Genomic DNA, 16,214 nt, shown 5'->3' with positions numbered 1-16,214 from the left:
TTACCTCTCTTAATTCCATCTAAAATGAGCAAAAGCCTGGTTAGCTTTAGCCATTTTATGCGTATCTTCACGTTTCTTCGCAGCTGAACCTTTATTTTCATAAGCATCCATTAGCTCACCCGCTAAACGTAGCATCATGCCTTTCTCACCACGTGAGCGCGCAGCTTGCACAATCCAGCGCATTCCTAATGCAATACTACGATCAGTGCGTACTTCTACGGGCACCTGATAAGTTGCACCGCCTACACGTCTTGAACGAACTTCTACTGTAGGACGTACATTATCGAGCGCTTGCTCAAAGTAACGTAATACAAGGTTAGCACCTGAACCTGTGCTGCCTTCACTACCTTCCTCATCATGCTTTTTGGCTTTTTTAGCACGATCAGCTAACACAGCTAAAGCACCATATATGATTTTTTCAGCGGTTGATTTTTTTCCGCTAACCATTAGTACGTTAATAAATTTTGCCAATAGTTCGCTATGGTATTTTGGATCAGGCAAAATTTCGCGTTTGGGTACTTCTCTTCTTCTTGGCATTTCACATTCCTACCATCAAATTATTTCTTGTCTTTAGGTTTCTTGGTTCCGTATTTAGAACGTCCTTGCTTACGATCATTTACACCCGAAGTGTCTAAACTTCCACGGACAGTATGATAACGCACACCAGGTAAGTCTTTAACACGACCACCCCGGATTAATACTACAGAGTGCTCTTGTAGATTGTGACCTTCACCACCAATGTAGGAAGTTACCTCAAAACCATTTGTGAGCCTAACCCGAGTTACCTTACGCATTGCTGAGTTAGGTTTTTTTGGTGTAGTTGTATAAACACGCGTGCATACACCACGACGTTGAGGGCAAGATTCTAGCGCAGGGACATTACTTTTCTTTTTCGCGTGTACCCGTGGCTTTCTTACTAATTGGTTAATAGTAGCCATATTTATTCTTAACTCCGAACTTTTTTGTCATATTTCGAATGCATAAGGAGGCCGGATTCTATATAGGGATAGCAGATTTGTCAAGCAAATCTGCTATTGTTTAATCCGAATTAATGATCATGATTGTCCGCATTGAGTGCTTCGCTTAGTGCATGTTCAACATCACTTGCAGTCACTGTATGCGTAGTATGTTCATTTCCTACTGCTTTTGCACGCTTTGATTTACGTTTTTGATGGTAGGTATAGCCTGTTCCTGCTGGAATCAAACGACCAACCATAACGTTCTCCTTCAATCCGCGCAAATCATCCACTTTACCACTCACCGCTGCTTCTGTAAGTACGCGAGTAGTTTCTTGGAATGACGCAGCAGATATAAAAGACTCTGTTGCTAAAGAAGCTTTAGTAATACCCAATAAAATTGGCGTTCCTCTTGCCAATTCTTTGTTTGCTGCAGCAAGTTTATCATTTTCCTGCAACATTACACTTTCCTCAACTTGCTCTCCAGCTAAGAATTTAGAGTCACCAGCATAAGTAATTACTCGTTTACGCAGCATTTGCCGTACAATAGTTTCAATGTGTTTATCATTGATTTTTACGCCTTGTAAACGATAAACGTCTTGAACTTCATTGACGATGTAATTTGCTAGTGCACCAACGCCTAATAATCGCAAGATATCATGTGGGTTTAATGGGCCTTCAGCAATTATTTCACCTCGCTCAACATGCTCTCCCTCAAACACGGAAATATGACGCCATTTAGGAATGAGTTCTTCATGTGCCTTATGCTCAGATTCTGTAATAATTAAGCGACGCTTACCTTTGGTTTCTTTACCAAAATTCACTACCCCAGAAACTTCAGCCATGACAGCAGCGTCTTTCGGTTTACGTGCTTCAAACAAATCAGCTACACGTGGTAGACCACCGGTAATATCACGCGTTTTTGACCGTTCTTGAGGAATACGAGCGATAACATCCCCAATACCCACTTCACTGCCATCTTCAAAGTTAATAATTGCATCGACAGGTAAATAATATTGAGCAGCAACATTAGTGCCTGCTAAGTAAATATCTTCCCCATCATCTGATACTAATTTAACCATAGGACGCATGTCGCGGCCTATAGCACTACGCTGTTTAGCATCAGTAACTACAATATTACTTAAACCTGTAATTTCATCAGTTTGCCGATTCATTGTTAACCCTTCAATAAGGTCAATGAATTTTAATCGGCCACTTACTTCAGAAATAACTGGATGAGTATGAGGATCCCAGCTTGCAATGATTTGGCCTGCTTCAACAGCTGTATTATCTTGAACAGTGAGCACAGCACCATAAGGTAGCTTATAACGCTCTCTTTCTCTACCAAAATCATCTACGATGGACACTTCCCCTGAGCGAGAAACCGCCACAAGATTACCATTTGCATGGGTTACAGTTTTAATGTTATGCAAACGGATAACCCCTTTATTTTTAATTTGAATATTATTTGCTGCAGTTGCTCGTGAGGCTGCTCCACCAATATGGAATGTTCTCATCGTCAACTGTGTACCAGGCTCTCCGATTGATTGAGCAGCAATGATACCTACAGCTTCACCCGTGTTAACTAAATGGCCTCTTGCCAAATCTCGGCCATAGCACTTAGCACACAACCCAAAGCGAGTTTGGCATTCTATAGGTGAGCGGACGAGCACCTGATCGACACTATATCGTTCTAATTTCTCAACTAGCTCTTCATCTAGTAAGGTGCCAGCAGCCACAATTGGTTCACTGTGGTTAGGAATATAAACATCTTTCGCAACAACTCGGCCTAAAACGCGTTCATGCAATGGCTCAACAATATCACCACCCTCGATTAAAGGCTGCATGAGTATACCTTGCTCAGTACCGCAATCGTCCTCAGTAATAACAACGTCTTGTGCCACGTCAACTAATCGCCGCGTTAGGTAACCTGAGTTAGCTGTTTTTAAAGCTGTATCTGCCAAACCTTTACGAGCTCCGTGAGTAGAAATAAAGTATTGGAATACATTTAACCCTTCGCGGAAATTCGCTGTAATAGGTGTTTCAATAATGGAGCCGTCTGGAGCAGCCATTAAACCCCGCATACCAGCTAGCTGTCTTATCTGAGCTGCCGAACCCCGCGCACCTGAGTCAGCCATCATGAAGATAGGGTTAAACGAGGCCTGCCTAACGGCATTACCTTCTTTATCAGTTACTTCTTCAGTTGCAATCCGAGTCATCATGGATTTGGCAACCATTTCATTGGTACGTGACCATATATCGATTACTTTATTGTAGCGCTCACCGTTTGTAACTAGACCTGAACGATATTGCGATTCAATTTCACGAACTTCATTGTCTGCCTGCTCAATAATTGTGGCTTTATCTTCAGGTATTTCCATATCCTCAATACCAATAGAAGCACCTGCACGAGTTGCAAATTTAAAGCCCATATACATCAATTGGTCAGCGAAAATAACTGTTTCTTTTAGACCAAATTTTCGATAGCAACTATCTACTACTTTAGAAATTGCTTTCTTAGTCATTGGGCGATTAATTTGCTCAAAGGGCATACCTTTAGGAAGGATATCAGATAAAATACCTCGACCTACGGTTGTTTCTACCAATTGATATTTTACTCTTGCTTCACCACTTCCCGTTTCACCACCCTCATCTTCTTCATTATCCAACGCTATTGGCATACGAATTTTAACTTTGGCATGCAAATCAAGAAGGCCAGCTTCATAAAAATTTTGTGCCTCTTGAGCGCTAGCAAAATATTTACCTTCACCCTTAGCATTAAGGCGCTCGCGCGTTAGATAGTAAAGACCTAAGACGACGTCCTGACTTGGCACAATAATTGGCTCACCACTTGCAGGTGACAAAATATTGTTAGTAGACATCATCAGTGAACGAGCTTCAAGCTGTGCTTCCAAAGTAAGAGGAATATGAACAGCCATTTGGTCACCATCGAAGTCCGCATTATAAGCAGTACACACCAATGGATGCAGCTGAATGGCTTTACCTTCAATTAACACAGGTTCAAATGCTTGTATCCCAAGACGGTGTAATGTAGGCGCACGGTTTAATAAAATCGGGTGCTCGCGAATCACATCTTCCAAGATGTCCCAAACCACAGGCTCTTCTCTTTCTACCATTTTCTTAGCTGCTTTAATGGTAGTTGCTAGTCCTCTAAATTCTAACTTACTAAAAATAAATGGCTTAAAGAGTTCCAATGCCATTTTCTTAGGTAATCCGCATTGATGTAAGCGTAAAGTAGGCCCAACCACGATCACTGAACGGCCAGAGTAATCTACTCGTTTTCCTAATAGGTTCTGACGGAATCGACCTTGCTTTCCTTTAATCATATCTGCTAAAGATTTTAATGGGCGCTTATTAGTGCCAGTAATGGCTCGGCCACGGCGGCCATTATCTAATAAAGCGTCAACTGATTCTTGCAGCATACGCTTTTCATTACGAACAATAATATCAGGTGCATTAAGATCTAATAAGCGTTTTAAACGGTTATTTCGATTAATCACACGGCGATATAAATCATTTAAGTCAGAGGTGGCGAAACGGCCGCCATCAAGAGGTACTAATGGTCGTAAATCTGGTGGTAATACAGGGAGTACGTCCATAATCATCCACTCAGGCTTATTACCAGATTCATAAAAAGCTTCTAATAATTTTAAGCGCTTAGTGATTTTTTTAATTTTTGTTTCTGAATTAGTTAAAGGTAATTCTTCTCGTAACGTTTTTATCTCTTCTTCTAAATCAATCTGGCGTAGTAATTCGCGTATGGCTTCAGCCCCCATACGTGCGTCAAATTCATCACCATATTCTTCCATGGCTTCAAGATAGGCTTCATCATTTAATAATTGCCTACGCTCAAGCTCTGTCATGCCTGGATCAACAACAACAAATGCTTCAAAGTAAAGTACCCTTTCTATATCCCTTAAAGTCATATCTAACAGTAAGCCGATTCGAGAAGGTAATGATTTTAAGAACCAAATATGGGCAACGGGGCTAGCTAATTCAATATGCCCCATACGTTCACGTCTTACTTTTGCTAAAGCAAGCTCAACGCCGCATTTTTCACAAATAACGCCACGATGCTTTAAGCGTTTATACTTACCACATAAGCATTCGTAGTCTTTAATAGGCCCAAAAGTCTTTGCACAAAATAAACCGTCACGCTCAGGTTTAAAGGTCCGATAATTGATCGTTTCTGGTTTTTTTACCTCGCCATAAGACCAAGAACGTATTAAATCAGGAGAAGCCAGCGCGATTTTAATCGCATCAAATTCTTCACTTTGACCTTGTTGTTTAAGAATACCTAGTAAGTCACTCATTACCGGCGCTTTTCTCATGGGATTACCGCTTAGAGTAGCCAAATCTATGCCTCCAAAAATTAGTTGTCAGAATACATCACTGAGTAATTAGTCATGGTCTAATTCAATATCAATACCTAGCGCACGAATCTCTTTTAGCAATACATTAAATGATTCAGGCATTCCAGGATCCATACGATGATCACCATCAACTATATTTTTATAGATCTTAGTTCGTCCTCCGACATCATCTGATTTAACTGTTAACATTTCTTGCAGCGTATAAGCAGCACCATATGCTTCAAGTGCCCAAACTTCCATTTCTCCAAATCGTTGTCCACCAAACTGCGCTTTACCACCTAATGGCTGCTGAGTTACAAGGCTATAAGAACCTGTAGATCGAGCATGCATTTTATCATCAACTAAATGGTTGAGTTTTAGCATGTACATATAACCAACTGTGACCGGATTATCAAATTTACGGCCAGTTCTTCCATCAACTAATGTTGTTTTTCCATCAGCTGGTAATCCAGCAAGCTCCAACATTGATTTAATTTCAGCTTCTGATGCCCCATCAAACACTGGCGTTGCCATAGGCACTCCATTACGGAGATTATCAGCCAATAGTTTAAATTGATTGTCATCTAATAAATCTAAATTAACTCGTTGCATGTCATCATGGTTATAAATCTTGTTTACAAAAGCGCGTATTTCGTCAACGGGTTGCTCTGTATCAATTAAATTAGCAATCCTATTACCTAGTCCTTTCGCAGCTAAACCTAAATGAGTCTCTAAAACCTGCCCAATATTCATACGAGAAGGTACACCTAATGGGTTTAAAACAATATCTACTGCTGTGCCATCTTCCATATAAGGCATATCTTCAACAGGCACAACGATTGAAATGACCCCTTTATTTCCATGTCGACCTGCCATCTTATCACCAGGCTGAACGCGACGTTTTACAGCAAGATACACTTTAACAATTTTCAATACGCCTGGTGCTAAATCATCACCTTGAACTATTTTTTTACGGCTATCATTAAAGCGTTTTTCCATTTCTTTACTAAGTAATTCAAGCTGCTTAGAAAGCTGCTCTAATTGCTGGCTAATGGCCTCATCGTCAACACGAATGTCAAACCATTTTTCTCTGTCAATTGAGCTTAGGTAATCATCAGAAATAACCTTACCTGCTTTAATATTGCCTGGGCCACCTGTAGCTGGCTTATCTAATAGCAAATTAGAGACACGATGATAAATATCTTCTTCACGAATACGACGCTCATCAATTAAATCCTTACGTACCCGTGCTAGATGCTCTTCCTCAATACTTTTTGCTCGCTCATCTTTTTCAAGCCCATCACGTGTAAATACCTGTACATCAATGACAGTACCATTCATACCAGATGGAACTCGTAATGAAGAATCTTTCACATCCGATGCTTTTTCACCGAAGATAGCGCGTAATAATTTTTCTTCAGGTGTTAACTGTGTTTCACCTTTTGGTGTTACTTTACCAACTAAGATGTCACCAGCACTAACTTCTGCGCCAATATAGACAACACCTGACTCATCAAGGCTTGCTAATGCAGATTCACCCACATTAGGGATGTCTGCTGTAATTTCTTCAGTTCCTAATTTTGTATCACGAGCTATACAGGTTAATTCTTCAATATGAATAGTTGTAAACCGCTCTTCTTGAACAATTCTTTCTGAAATTAATATAGAGTCCTCAAAGTTGTAACCATTCCAAGGCATAAAGGCTACTAACAAATTTTGCCCTAAAGCCAGTTCACCCATATCAGTACAAGGGCCATCCGCTAATACATCACCGCGACGAATCCTGTCTCCTTTCGCAACAATTGGTCGCTGATTAATACATGTGTCTTGATTAGAACGGAAGTACTTAGTTAAATTATAGATGTCTACGCCAGTTTCGCCAGCGCTGGTCTCATCATCATTAACTCGAACCACTATTCTTGAAGCATCTACTAAATCAATAATCCCACCGCGTTTGGCTACAACCGATACGCCTGAGTCTGATGCGACTGTACGTTCCATGCCTGTTCCAACTAATGGCTTCTCGGACCGCAAAGTTGGTACCGCTTGACGCTGCATGTTTGAACCCATTAAGGCGCGGTTAGCATCATCATGCTCCAAGAAAGGAATTAATGAGGCAGCTACTGATACGATTTGCTTAGGTGAAACATCCATATAGTTAATCTTATCAGGCGTTGTAAGTGAAAACTCATTCTGATGCCTGCAAGGCACTAAATCAGCAATAATATTACCTTTTTCATCAACAGCAACATTGGATTGGGCAATATATTGATCAACCTCTTCAATAGCTGATAAATACTCTATTTCATCAGTAACGCGGCCATCAACTACCTTACGGCAGGGTGTTTCAATAAAACCATAATCGTTAGTACGTGCATAAACTGACAGTGAATTAATTAATCCGATGTTTGGACCTTCAGGTGTTTCAATAGGACATACACGCCCATAATGGGTAGTATGAACGTCGCGAACCTCAAAACCAGCACGCTCTCGAGTTAAGCCGCCTGGGCCTAATGCTGAGACACGGCGTTTATGAGTCACGCCAGAAAGTGGATTAACCTGATCCATAAATTGAGATAATTGGCTTGAGCCAAAAAACTCTTTAATAGCAGCAGAAACTGGCTTCGCATTAATTAGGTCTTGCGGCATTAAATTTTCTGATTCAACAAGGCTTAAGCGTTCTTTAACAGCACGCTCTACTCGCACTAAACCAACTCTGAATTGATTTTCAGCCATTTCCCCAACACTTCGTACACGGCGATTACCTAAGTGATCAATATCATCAACTAAGCCAATACCATTGCGAATATCGATAAGTGTTTTAATTACGGCAAGAATATCCTCTTTGGTTAATGTACCAGGGCCTGTGTCGTCTTTACGGCCTACGCGTCGATTAAATTTCATGCGACCAACGGCAGATAGATCGTAACGATCCTCAGCAAAAAATAAATTTTTAAATAGCGCCTCTGCAGCTTCTTTCGTTGGTGGTTCACCAGGGCGCATCATTCGATAAATTTCAACAAGCGCTTCAAGCTGGCTAGTGGTAGGATCGATTTTAAGGGTATCTGATATATAAGAGCCGTGATCGAGATCATTTGTATAAATCATGTCAAAGTTCAAAATGCCCTGCTCTGCTAATTGATCAAGTAACTCTGCCGATACTTCTTCATTAGCTTGGGCTAGTACTTCACCTGTCTCTGTATTAATAACGTGTTTTGCAAGCACTTTGCCGATTAGATAATCACGCGGCACCACAAGGTCTTGCATATTGCTTTTTTCCATCAATCTAATATGTCGAGCTGTAATACGACGACCTTGCTCAACAATTAATTCATTTGAGCCAGGAACCTGGATATTGAAAGAAGCAATCTCTCCTCGCAAGCGCGAAGGAATTAAATTTATGTGAAACTCACCATTTCTTAAGGTACATGCAGTGGTTTCGAAAAACTCGCCAAGTATATCTTCAACTTCATAACCTAAAGCCCGTAGTAAAATTGTAACGGGTAACTTGCGTCGACGATCAATTCTAACAAAGACGCAGTCTTTAGGATCAAATTCAAAATCTAACCATGAACCACGGTAAGGAATTATTCTTGCTGAGTATAATAATTTACCTGATGAATGGGTTTTACCACGATCATGTTCAAATATAACGCCAGGGGATCGATGTAATTGTGATACAACAACGCGTTCGGTACCATTAATCACAAAAGTACCAACATCTGTCATTAAGGGGATTTCACCCATAAATACATCTTGCTCGCGGATATCTTTAATTGGTTTTGGCTCGCCTGGAGCATCTTTATCTAAAACGACGAGTCTAATTTTAACACGTAAAGGTGCAGAATAAGTTAAGCCACGCAATTTACATTCACGAACATCAAATGCAGGCTCACCTAATTTATAACTAACATATTCAAGTCTTGCGTTACCAGAAAAACTATGTATAGGAAAAACTGACAAAAAGGCAGCATGAAGACCTGTATTTTGGTATAAATTCGAATTCGAATCAGCTCTTAAAAAATCTGCATAAGATTTCAGCTGGATATCAAGCAGGTTAGGAATAGCCATTTTATCAGCCTGCCTACCAAAGCTTTTGCGAAATCGTTTTTGCTCAGCATGGGAATAGTGTTGAGATTGAGCTTCTGCAGTGGCCATGGTCATGGTGATTCCTCTGTAAATTATCGATAATATCAAACACATAAACCCAGCCATGTAAACATGGCCGGGTTTCAAAAATTATAACAATATTACTTGATTTCGACAGCAGCGCCAGCTTCTTCGAGTTGTTTTTTGATATCAGCCGCTTCGTCTTTTGATACCCCTTCCTTAACAGTGGATGGAGCACCTTCAACCAAATCTTTAGCTTCTTTTAAGCCAAGACCTGTAATAGTACGAATAACCTTAATTACGCCTACTTTGTTTGCACCAAAGCTAGTCATAACTACGTTAAACTCAGTTTTTTCTTCAGCAGCAGCAGTGTTAGCAGCTGCAGGACCTGCAACAGCAACCGCCGCAGCAGCTGCAGAAACATTAAATTTTTCTTCCATTGCTTCGATAAGCTCTACCACTTCCATAACAGTCATGTTAGAGATTGTTTCGAGAATCTCATTTTTTGAAACAGCCATTTCTAGCTCCTAATTAAAAATTTATATTAGATTATGCGGTTTGCTCTTTTTGCTCTTTTACTGCAGCAATCGTTCTTACCAATTTGGCATGAGGTTCTGCAAGTGTACGAACAAATTTCTCCACTGGTGCTTTCATCACATACATTAGCTTAGCTAATGCTTCATCACGTGTAGGTAAGCTAGCAACTGCTTCAAGCTGGCTAGAGTCATAAACTTGACCACCTACAGATAATGCTTTGATTTCAAGCTTGTCAAATGTCTTTACGAAGTCTTTCAGTAGGCGAGCCGCATCACTAGGCGCTTCGAGTGAAAGCGCTATAAATAAAGGACCGACTAATTTCTCGCTTAAGCAAGCAAACTGAGTATTCTCAAAAGCACGACGAGTCAGTGTATTACGAACTACCCGTAAATAAACACCTGATTTTCGCGCTTCGCTTCGCAATTGAGTCATTTGATTTACAGTCAAACCGCGATAATCAGCAACTACAGCCGATACAGCTTTAGAAGCAACATTTGTTACCTCTTCTACAACGGCCTTTTTTGTAGCTAAAGTTATCGTCACGTTAATGACCTCCTTAGTTGTTCAAATCAGATAGATTTGACAGTTATGGTGGCCGTCTAAGGTAAATACCGAAGCCGGTTCACCGTCTGCGCAGGAGATTAAGCCTATTGGCACCTGCGGTCTTCGACGGCATCGAACCATGTCTATGCCGTGAAAGCGGATTTAAGGGCGATGTATATTACACAGGTATTGACGCAAGATCAATAGGTAACCCAGGCCCCATAGTAGATGAAAGTGTAATTTTCTTAAGATAAACACCTTTAGATGATGAAGGTTTTGCTTTTTTTAGGTCAACAAGTAAGGCGGCAATATTTTCTATTAAATCTTCTGCGGAAAAATGAACTTTACCTACTGTACAATGAATTATACCATTTTTATCTGTACGATAACGAACTTGTCCAGCTTTAGCATCTACTACTGCGGCTTCAACATTCATCGTTACAGTACCAACTTTCGGGTTAGGCATTAAACCTCTAGGACCTAAAATTTGCCCTAACTGACCAACTAATCGCATAGCATCTGGTGTTGCAATAACAACATCAAAATTAAGATCGCCAGCTTTAATTTGCTCTGCTAAATCGTCAAAGCCGACAACATCTGCGCCAGCATTTTTAGCTTTAGTAGCATTATCACCTTGAGCAAATACTGCAACTCGAACTTTTTTACCTGTTCCTTTAGGTAAATTAGTTGAAGTACGAACAACTTGATCCGATTTACGAGGATCAACACCCAAATTAACACTAATATCTACACTTTCTTCAAACTTAGTACTAGTAAACTCCTTTAGAATGTCAATTGCTTCCGTAGCTGGATAAAGATAGTTTGGTTTAATTTTTTCGCGTAATTTTTGCTGTTTTTTACTTAATTTAGCCATGATCGTCTTACTCCACGCCTTCAACTTCAACACCCATGCTTCTTGCAGTTCCAATAACACATTGAACTGCGGCCTCTAGTGAAGCTGCTGTTAGGTCTGGTTCTTTAGTTTTAGCAATTTCTTCAGCTTGTGCGCGAGTAATTTTGCCAACCTTCTTAGTATTGGGATTACCACTACCACTTTGAATGCCTGCAGCCTTCTTAATTAAAACAGAAGCGGGTGGAGTTTTAGTTACAAAGGTGAAGCTCTTATCATTATAGACTGTAATTACAACAGGTGTAGGCAAACCTGGTTCTAAATTTTGCGTGGTAGCATTAAAAGCTTTACAAAACTCCATAATGTTCACGCCGCGCTGCCCTAAGGCAGGACCAACTGGTGGACTCGGATTTGCTTTACCTGCAGGGATTTGCAATTTAATGTATGCGTCTACTTTTTTAGCCATTTAGGACTCCTTAGTGGGTTCAATAACGCTTATTGATGAATGCTAGGCAAATCAACAAGCTCCCCAGTTACAAAAGCTAAATATTATATCATAATTTTTTATTTGTGCCTATTTAGAATAGCTTAAATAATTTGCTGAAAATAGGTGATTATAATAAATAGGCCTAAATACAATGAAAAATACAATTATGTTTTTTCTACTTGACTGAACTCTAATTCTACTGGCGTTGAGCGACCAAAAATAAGAACAGCAACGCGTAGCCTACTCTTCTCATAGTTAACCTCTTCAACCACACCATTAAAGTCAACAAAGGGACCTTCTTTGACGCGGACGACTTCACCAGGTTCAAATAGAATTTTAGGTCTTGGCTTAGTTACACCGTCTTCTATACGTTGCAATATGTCGTGTGCTTCTTTATCTGAAATGGGTGTAGGCGTTTGCCCCGTGCCACCAATAAAACCTAAGACGCGAGGAATTTTGCGGATCATGTGCCATGTTTTATCATCCATAACCATATTAACTAAAACATAGCCAGGATAAAATTTACGTGTACTCTTTCGTTTTTGTCCAGCACGCATTTCAACTACTTCTTCCGCAGGAACAACAACTTCGCCGATTTTATCTTGCATATCGTACTGCTCTGCGCGTGATTTAATTTCACGCATAACGAAATTTTCGTATCCTGAATACGCATGAACTACATACCACTGTTTTGTTTTCTGCTCGTCCACGTTTATCAACCTAAATGAGTTATTTTAGCAATGACCCACATCATTCCAGAATCAATGGCCCAAAGGACAAAGCCTGTTACAGCCACCATAACCATAACAATTGATGTGGTCTGAATAGTCTCCTGGCGTGTAGGCCATACTACTTTTAGTAGCTCAATCTTTGCCTCGCCAACAAAGGCAAAAACTTGGCGACCTGTGGTAGTAAAGTAAGCTAAAAAGATAGCTAATACAAACCAAACGATCCAGATAATAGCCTTAATAGGTGCTGAAAAGTTAAAATGATAAGTACACAGAAACGCAGCAACAGTAATTATCACTACGCCTGCCCACAAACCAATGTCTTTAAAATTACTTTTTGAGTTTATTGAATTTTTCATACTTTTATGGTTTTTGGCAGGCCAGGAGGGAATCGAACCCCCAACCTGCGGTTTTGGAGACCGCCGCTCTGCCAATTGAGCTACTGGCCTAACTTAACAACACAATTGGATGTGAGATGGTACCAACTCACATCCATCTATATTACTCGATTATTTTTGCAACAACGCCTGCACCAACGGTGCGGCCACCTTCACGTATCGCAAAGCGTAAACCTTCATCCATAGCGATTGGGGAATGGAGGTGTACAGTTAATTGTACGTTATCACCTGGCATAACCATTTCGATGCCTTCTGGTAAATCACAAGAGCCGGTTACGTCTGTGGTTCTGAAATAGAACTGCGGACGATAGCCATTGAAGAAAGGTGTATGGCGACCGCCTTCATCTTTCGATAACACATACACTTCTGCTTCGAATTTGGTATGAGGTTTAATGGTACCTGGTTTAGCTAATACTTGACCGCGCTCAACTTCATCTCGTTTTGTACCACGCAATAAGATACCCACGTTATCACCGGCACGCCCTTCATCAAGGAGTTTACGGAACATTTCAACGCCAGTACATGTTGTTTTCTGCGTATCACGAATACCGACGATTTCGACTTCTTCACCGACTTTGACAATACCACTCTCGATACGACCGGTAACCACTGTACCACGACCAGAGATTGAGAATACGTCTTCGATAGGGAGTAAGAAGCTTTTATCGATATTACGAACAGGCTCAGGAATGTAAGAGTCCATCGTGTCGACCAGTTTTTCAATCGCAGCAACACCGATGTCACTTGTTTCGCCTTCAAGTGCTTTTAAGGCAGAACCAACCACGATTGGAATATCATCACCAGGGAATTCATAACTACTTAACAAGTCACGAACTTCCATTTCTACTAATTCTAAGAGCTCTGGGTCATCGACCATGTCTGCTTTGTTTAAGAACACGACAATATAAGGTACACCGACTTGGCGAGATAAAAGAATGTGCTCACGCGTTTGAGGCATTGGGCCATCTGCTGCTGACACCACAAGTATCGCACCATCCATTTGCGCAGCCCCAGTAATCATGTTTTTCACATAATCGGCATGGCCTGGGCAATCCACATGCGCATAGTGGCGGTTCGATGATTCATATTCAACATGCGCTGTAGATATGGTAATACCACGCTCACGTTCTTCAGGTGCAGCATCAATTTGGTCATAAGCTTTTGCTGTCCCACCAAATTTCTTTGCCATAATGGTTGTAATCGCTGCAGTCAGCGTAGTTTTTCCATGGTCAACGTGACCAATTGTTCCCACATTCACGTGTGGCTTTTTACGTTCAAACTTTTCCTTCGCCATTGGAAAATCTCCCCCTAGAAAGTTCATAATTTATGGTGCCCACAACTGGACTCGAACCAGTGACCTCTTCCTTACCAAGGAAGTGCTCTACCGCCTGAGCTATGTGGGCCTTCAAGCACAGACCGGTTTTGAAGTTTTGACACACGCTTGGAGCGGGTGATGGGAATCGAACCCACGCTATCAGCTTGGAAGGCTGAAGTTCTACCATTGAACTACACCCGCTTGTCTATTACTTCTTCGTAACTGGTGGAGGGGGAAGGATTCGAACCTTCGAAGGCTGAGCCGTCAGATTTACAGTCTGATCCCTTTGACCGCTCGGGAACCCCTCCAAAATGAACGCCATTTTCTTTCACGAAAAGACTATTGTCAAGTACGATTATATGAGGACTAGCTTAAACTAAAAAAACAGTTGTGGTTTGATCACTGACTGCTTTTAAAAATCCACAGTATTTTCATGATCTTATTGCTTTTGGAAGTAAATACTACTTAGGCAACAGCCATAAAAAAAGCGTGCTAAAACTAATGCACGCTTACTTTTCATCATATGGTGCTGGCACTAGGAATCGAACCCAGGACCTACTGATTACAAGTCAGTTGCTCTACCAACTGAGCTACGCCAGCAATTTTCCTCTAAACAGAGCAAACATTATATATGTTATTTCTGTAATTACAACAATTAAAGCCCTGGCGATGACCTACTTTCACATGGGGAAGCCCCACACTATCATCGGCGTACGTCTGTTTCACTTCTGAGTTCGAGATGGATCAGGTGGTTCCAAACGGCTATGGTCGCCAGGAAAACTGGGTACCGGTTAACTTACATGTAAGTTAGCCGGTGGGTAAAGATTAAATGGTTACAAGCGCTCACCTTAAGCACTTACAGCACTTCAGGTTATATGGTCAAGACAATCAGCCAATTAGTACAAGTTAGCTTCACACATTACTGTGCTTCCACACCTTGCCTATCAACGTCGTCGTCTTCAACGGGCTTCATGGGAAAACTCATCTTGAGGGAGGCTTCCCGCTTAGATGCTTTCAGCGGTTATCCCGTCCGAACTTAGCTACCCGGCGATGCAACTGGCGTCACAACCGGTACACCAGAGGTTCGTCCACTCCGGTCCTCTCGTACTAGGAGCAGCTCCTCTCAATTTTCCTACGCCCACGGCAGATAGGGACCGAACTGTCTCACGACGTTCTAAACCCAGCTCGCGTACCACTTTAAATGGCGAACAGCCATACCCTTGGGACCTGCTTCAGCCCCAGGATGTGATGAGCCGACATCGAGGTGCCAAACACCGCCGTCGATATGAACTCTTGGGCGGTATCAGCCTGTTATCCCCGGAGTACCTTTTATCCGTTGAGCGATGGCCCTTCCATACAGAACCACCGGATCACTAAGACCTACTTTCGTACCTGCTCGACCCGTCGGTCTCGCAGTCAAGCACCCTTTTGCCTTTACACTCTTGGTACGATGTCCGACCGTACCGAGGGTACCTTTGTGCTCCTCCGTTACTCTTTGGGAGGAGACCGCCCCAGTCAAACTACCCATCATACACGGTCCTCAGCCAGGATGACTGGCTTAAGTTAGAACCTCAATGATAACAGGGTGGTATTTCAAGGTCGGCTCCATGGCAACTGGCGTTGCCACTTCTTAGCCTCCCACCTATCCTACACAGTCATCATCAAAGTCCAGTGCAAAACTGTAGTAAAGGTTCACGGGGTCTTTCCGTCTAGCCGCGGGTACACTGCATCTTCACAGCGATTTCAATTTCACTGAGTCTCGGGTGGAGACAGTGTGGCCATCGTTACGCCATTCGTGCAGGTCGGAACTTACCCGACAAGGAATTTCGCTACCTTAGGACCGTTATAGTTACGGCCGCCGTTTACCGGGGCTTCGATCAAGAGCTTCTCCCCAAAGGGATAACCCCATCAATTAAC

Annotated in this window: 11 protein-coding genes, 5 tRNA genes and 2 rRNA genes (1 of these 18 running past the window's edge); all 18 read right to left on the bottom strand. The window is 41.7% G+C overall.

Features of this window, described 5'->3' with window-relative positions:
* Positions 1-9: 9 nt before the first annotated feature.
* Entirely contained in the window at positions 10-537 is a 528-nt protein-coding gene (gene rpsG, locus DYE47_RS01305) for a 30S ribosomal protein S7 (RefSeq protein WP_115301538.1), read from the bottom strand.
* Positions 538-557: 20 nt separating this feature from the next.
* Positions 558-938 (bottom strand): 30S ribosomal protein S12, encoded by a 381-nt coding sequence (gene rpsL, locus DYE47_RS01300; RefSeq protein WP_115301537.1) that lies wholly within the window; start codon positions 936-938, stop codon positions 558-560.
* 110 nt (positions 939-1,048) lie between these two features.
* The gene (rpoC, locus tag DYE47_RS01295) at positions 1,049-5,290 is read right to left on the bottom strand and encodes a DNA-directed RNA polymerase subunit beta' (protein WP_165482096.1); all 4,242 of its coding nucleotides are present in this window, start codon (positions 5,288-5,290) and stop codon (positions 1,049-1,051) included.
* 87 nt (positions 5,291-5,377) lie between these two features.
* Positions 5,378-9,487, bottom strand: a complete 4,110-nt coding sequence (gene rpoB, locus DYE47_RS01290; protein ID WP_115303977.1) for a DNA-directed RNA polymerase subunit beta — start codon at positions 9,485-9,487, stop codon at positions 5,378-5,380.
* Between the two features lie 92 nt (positions 9,488-9,579).
* The gene (gene rplL / locus DYE47_RS01285) at positions 9,580-9,957 is read right to left on the bottom strand and encodes a 50S ribosomal protein L7/L12 (RefSeq protein ID WP_115301535.1); all 378 of its coding nucleotides are present in this window, start codon (positions 9,955-9,957) and stop codon (positions 9,580-9,582) included.
* Between the two features lie 31 nt (positions 9,958-9,988).
* Entirely contained in the window at positions 9,989-10,519 is a 531-nt protein-coding gene (rplJ, locus tag DYE47_RS01280; protein ID WP_115301534.1) for a 50S ribosomal protein L10, read from the bottom strand.
* A gap of 178 nt (positions 10,520-10,697) precedes the next feature.
* Positions 10,698-11,393, bottom strand: coding sequence for a 50S ribosomal protein L1 (gene rplA, locus DYE47_RS01275; RefSeq protein WP_115301533.1), 696 nt, complete (start codon positions 11,391-11,393; stop codon positions 10,698-10,700).
* Between the two features lie 7 nt (positions 11,394-11,400).
* Positions 11,401-11,835 (bottom strand): 50S ribosomal protein L11, encoded by a 435-nt coding sequence (gene rplK, locus DYE47_RS01270; protein ID WP_115301532.1) that lies wholly within the window; start codon positions 11,833-11,835, stop codon positions 11,401-11,403.
* 185 nt (positions 11,836-12,020) lie between these two features.
* Positions 12,021-12,566 carry a transcription termination/antitermination protein NusG gene (gene nusG / locus DYE47_RS01265; protein WP_165482098.1) on the bottom strand — a complete coding sequence of 182 codons (546 nt, stop codon included), beginning with the start codon at positions 12,564-12,566 and terminating at the stop codon, positions 12,021-12,023.
* Positions 12,567-12,571: 5 nt separating this feature from the next.
* Complete coding sequence (gene secE / locus DYE47_RS01260; protein ID WP_115301530.1) at positions 12,572-12,943, bottom strand: preprotein translocase subunit SecE; 372 nt, start codon at positions 12,941-12,943, stop codon at positions 12,572-12,574.
* A gap of 14 nt (positions 12,944-12,957) precedes the next feature.
* Positions 12,958-13,033: transfer RNA gene (locus tag DYE47_RS01255), tRNA-Trp, on the bottom strand.
* Positions 13,034-13,085: 52 nt separating this feature from the next.
* The gene (gene tuf, locus DYE47_RS01250) at positions 13,086-14,276 is read right to left on the bottom strand and encodes an elongation factor Tu (protein ID WP_115301529.1); all 1,191 of its coding nucleotides are present in this window, start codon (positions 14,274-14,276) and stop codon (positions 13,086-13,088) included.
* 33 nt (positions 14,277-14,309) lie between these two features.
* Positions 14,310-14,385: transfer RNA gene (locus tag DYE47_RS01245), tRNA-Thr, on the bottom strand.
* Positions 14,386-14,424: 39 nt separating this feature from the next.
* Positions 14,425-14,498, bottom strand: a tRNA-Gly gene (locus DYE47_RS01240).
* Between the two features lie 22 nt (positions 14,499-14,520).
* Positions 14,521-14,605 (bottom strand) — tRNA-Tyr (locus DYE47_RS01235).
* 216 nt (positions 14,606-14,821) lie between these two features.
* Positions 14,822-14,897, bottom strand: a tRNA-Thr gene (locus DYE47_RS01230).
* A gap of 61 nt (positions 14,898-14,958) precedes the next feature.
* A 5S ribosomal RNA gene (gene rrf, locus DYE47_RS01225) occupies positions 14,959-15,073 on the bottom strand.
* Between the two features lie 99 nt (positions 15,074-15,172).
* Positions 15,173-16,214 (bottom strand): 23S ribosomal RNA (locus DYE47_RS01220) (it continues 1,856 nt past the right edge of the window).

Origin of the sequence: Legionella beliardensis (genome assembly GCF_900452395.1) — a bacterium.
In the GTDB taxonomy this organism is placed as follows: domain Bacteria; phylum Pseudomonadota; class Gammaproteobacteria; order Legionellales; family Legionellaceae; genus Legionella_C; species Legionella_C beliardensis.
The sequence above is the reverse complement of the archived record's forward strand: the minus strand, read 5'-3'. Positions and strand labels throughout refer to the sequence as shown.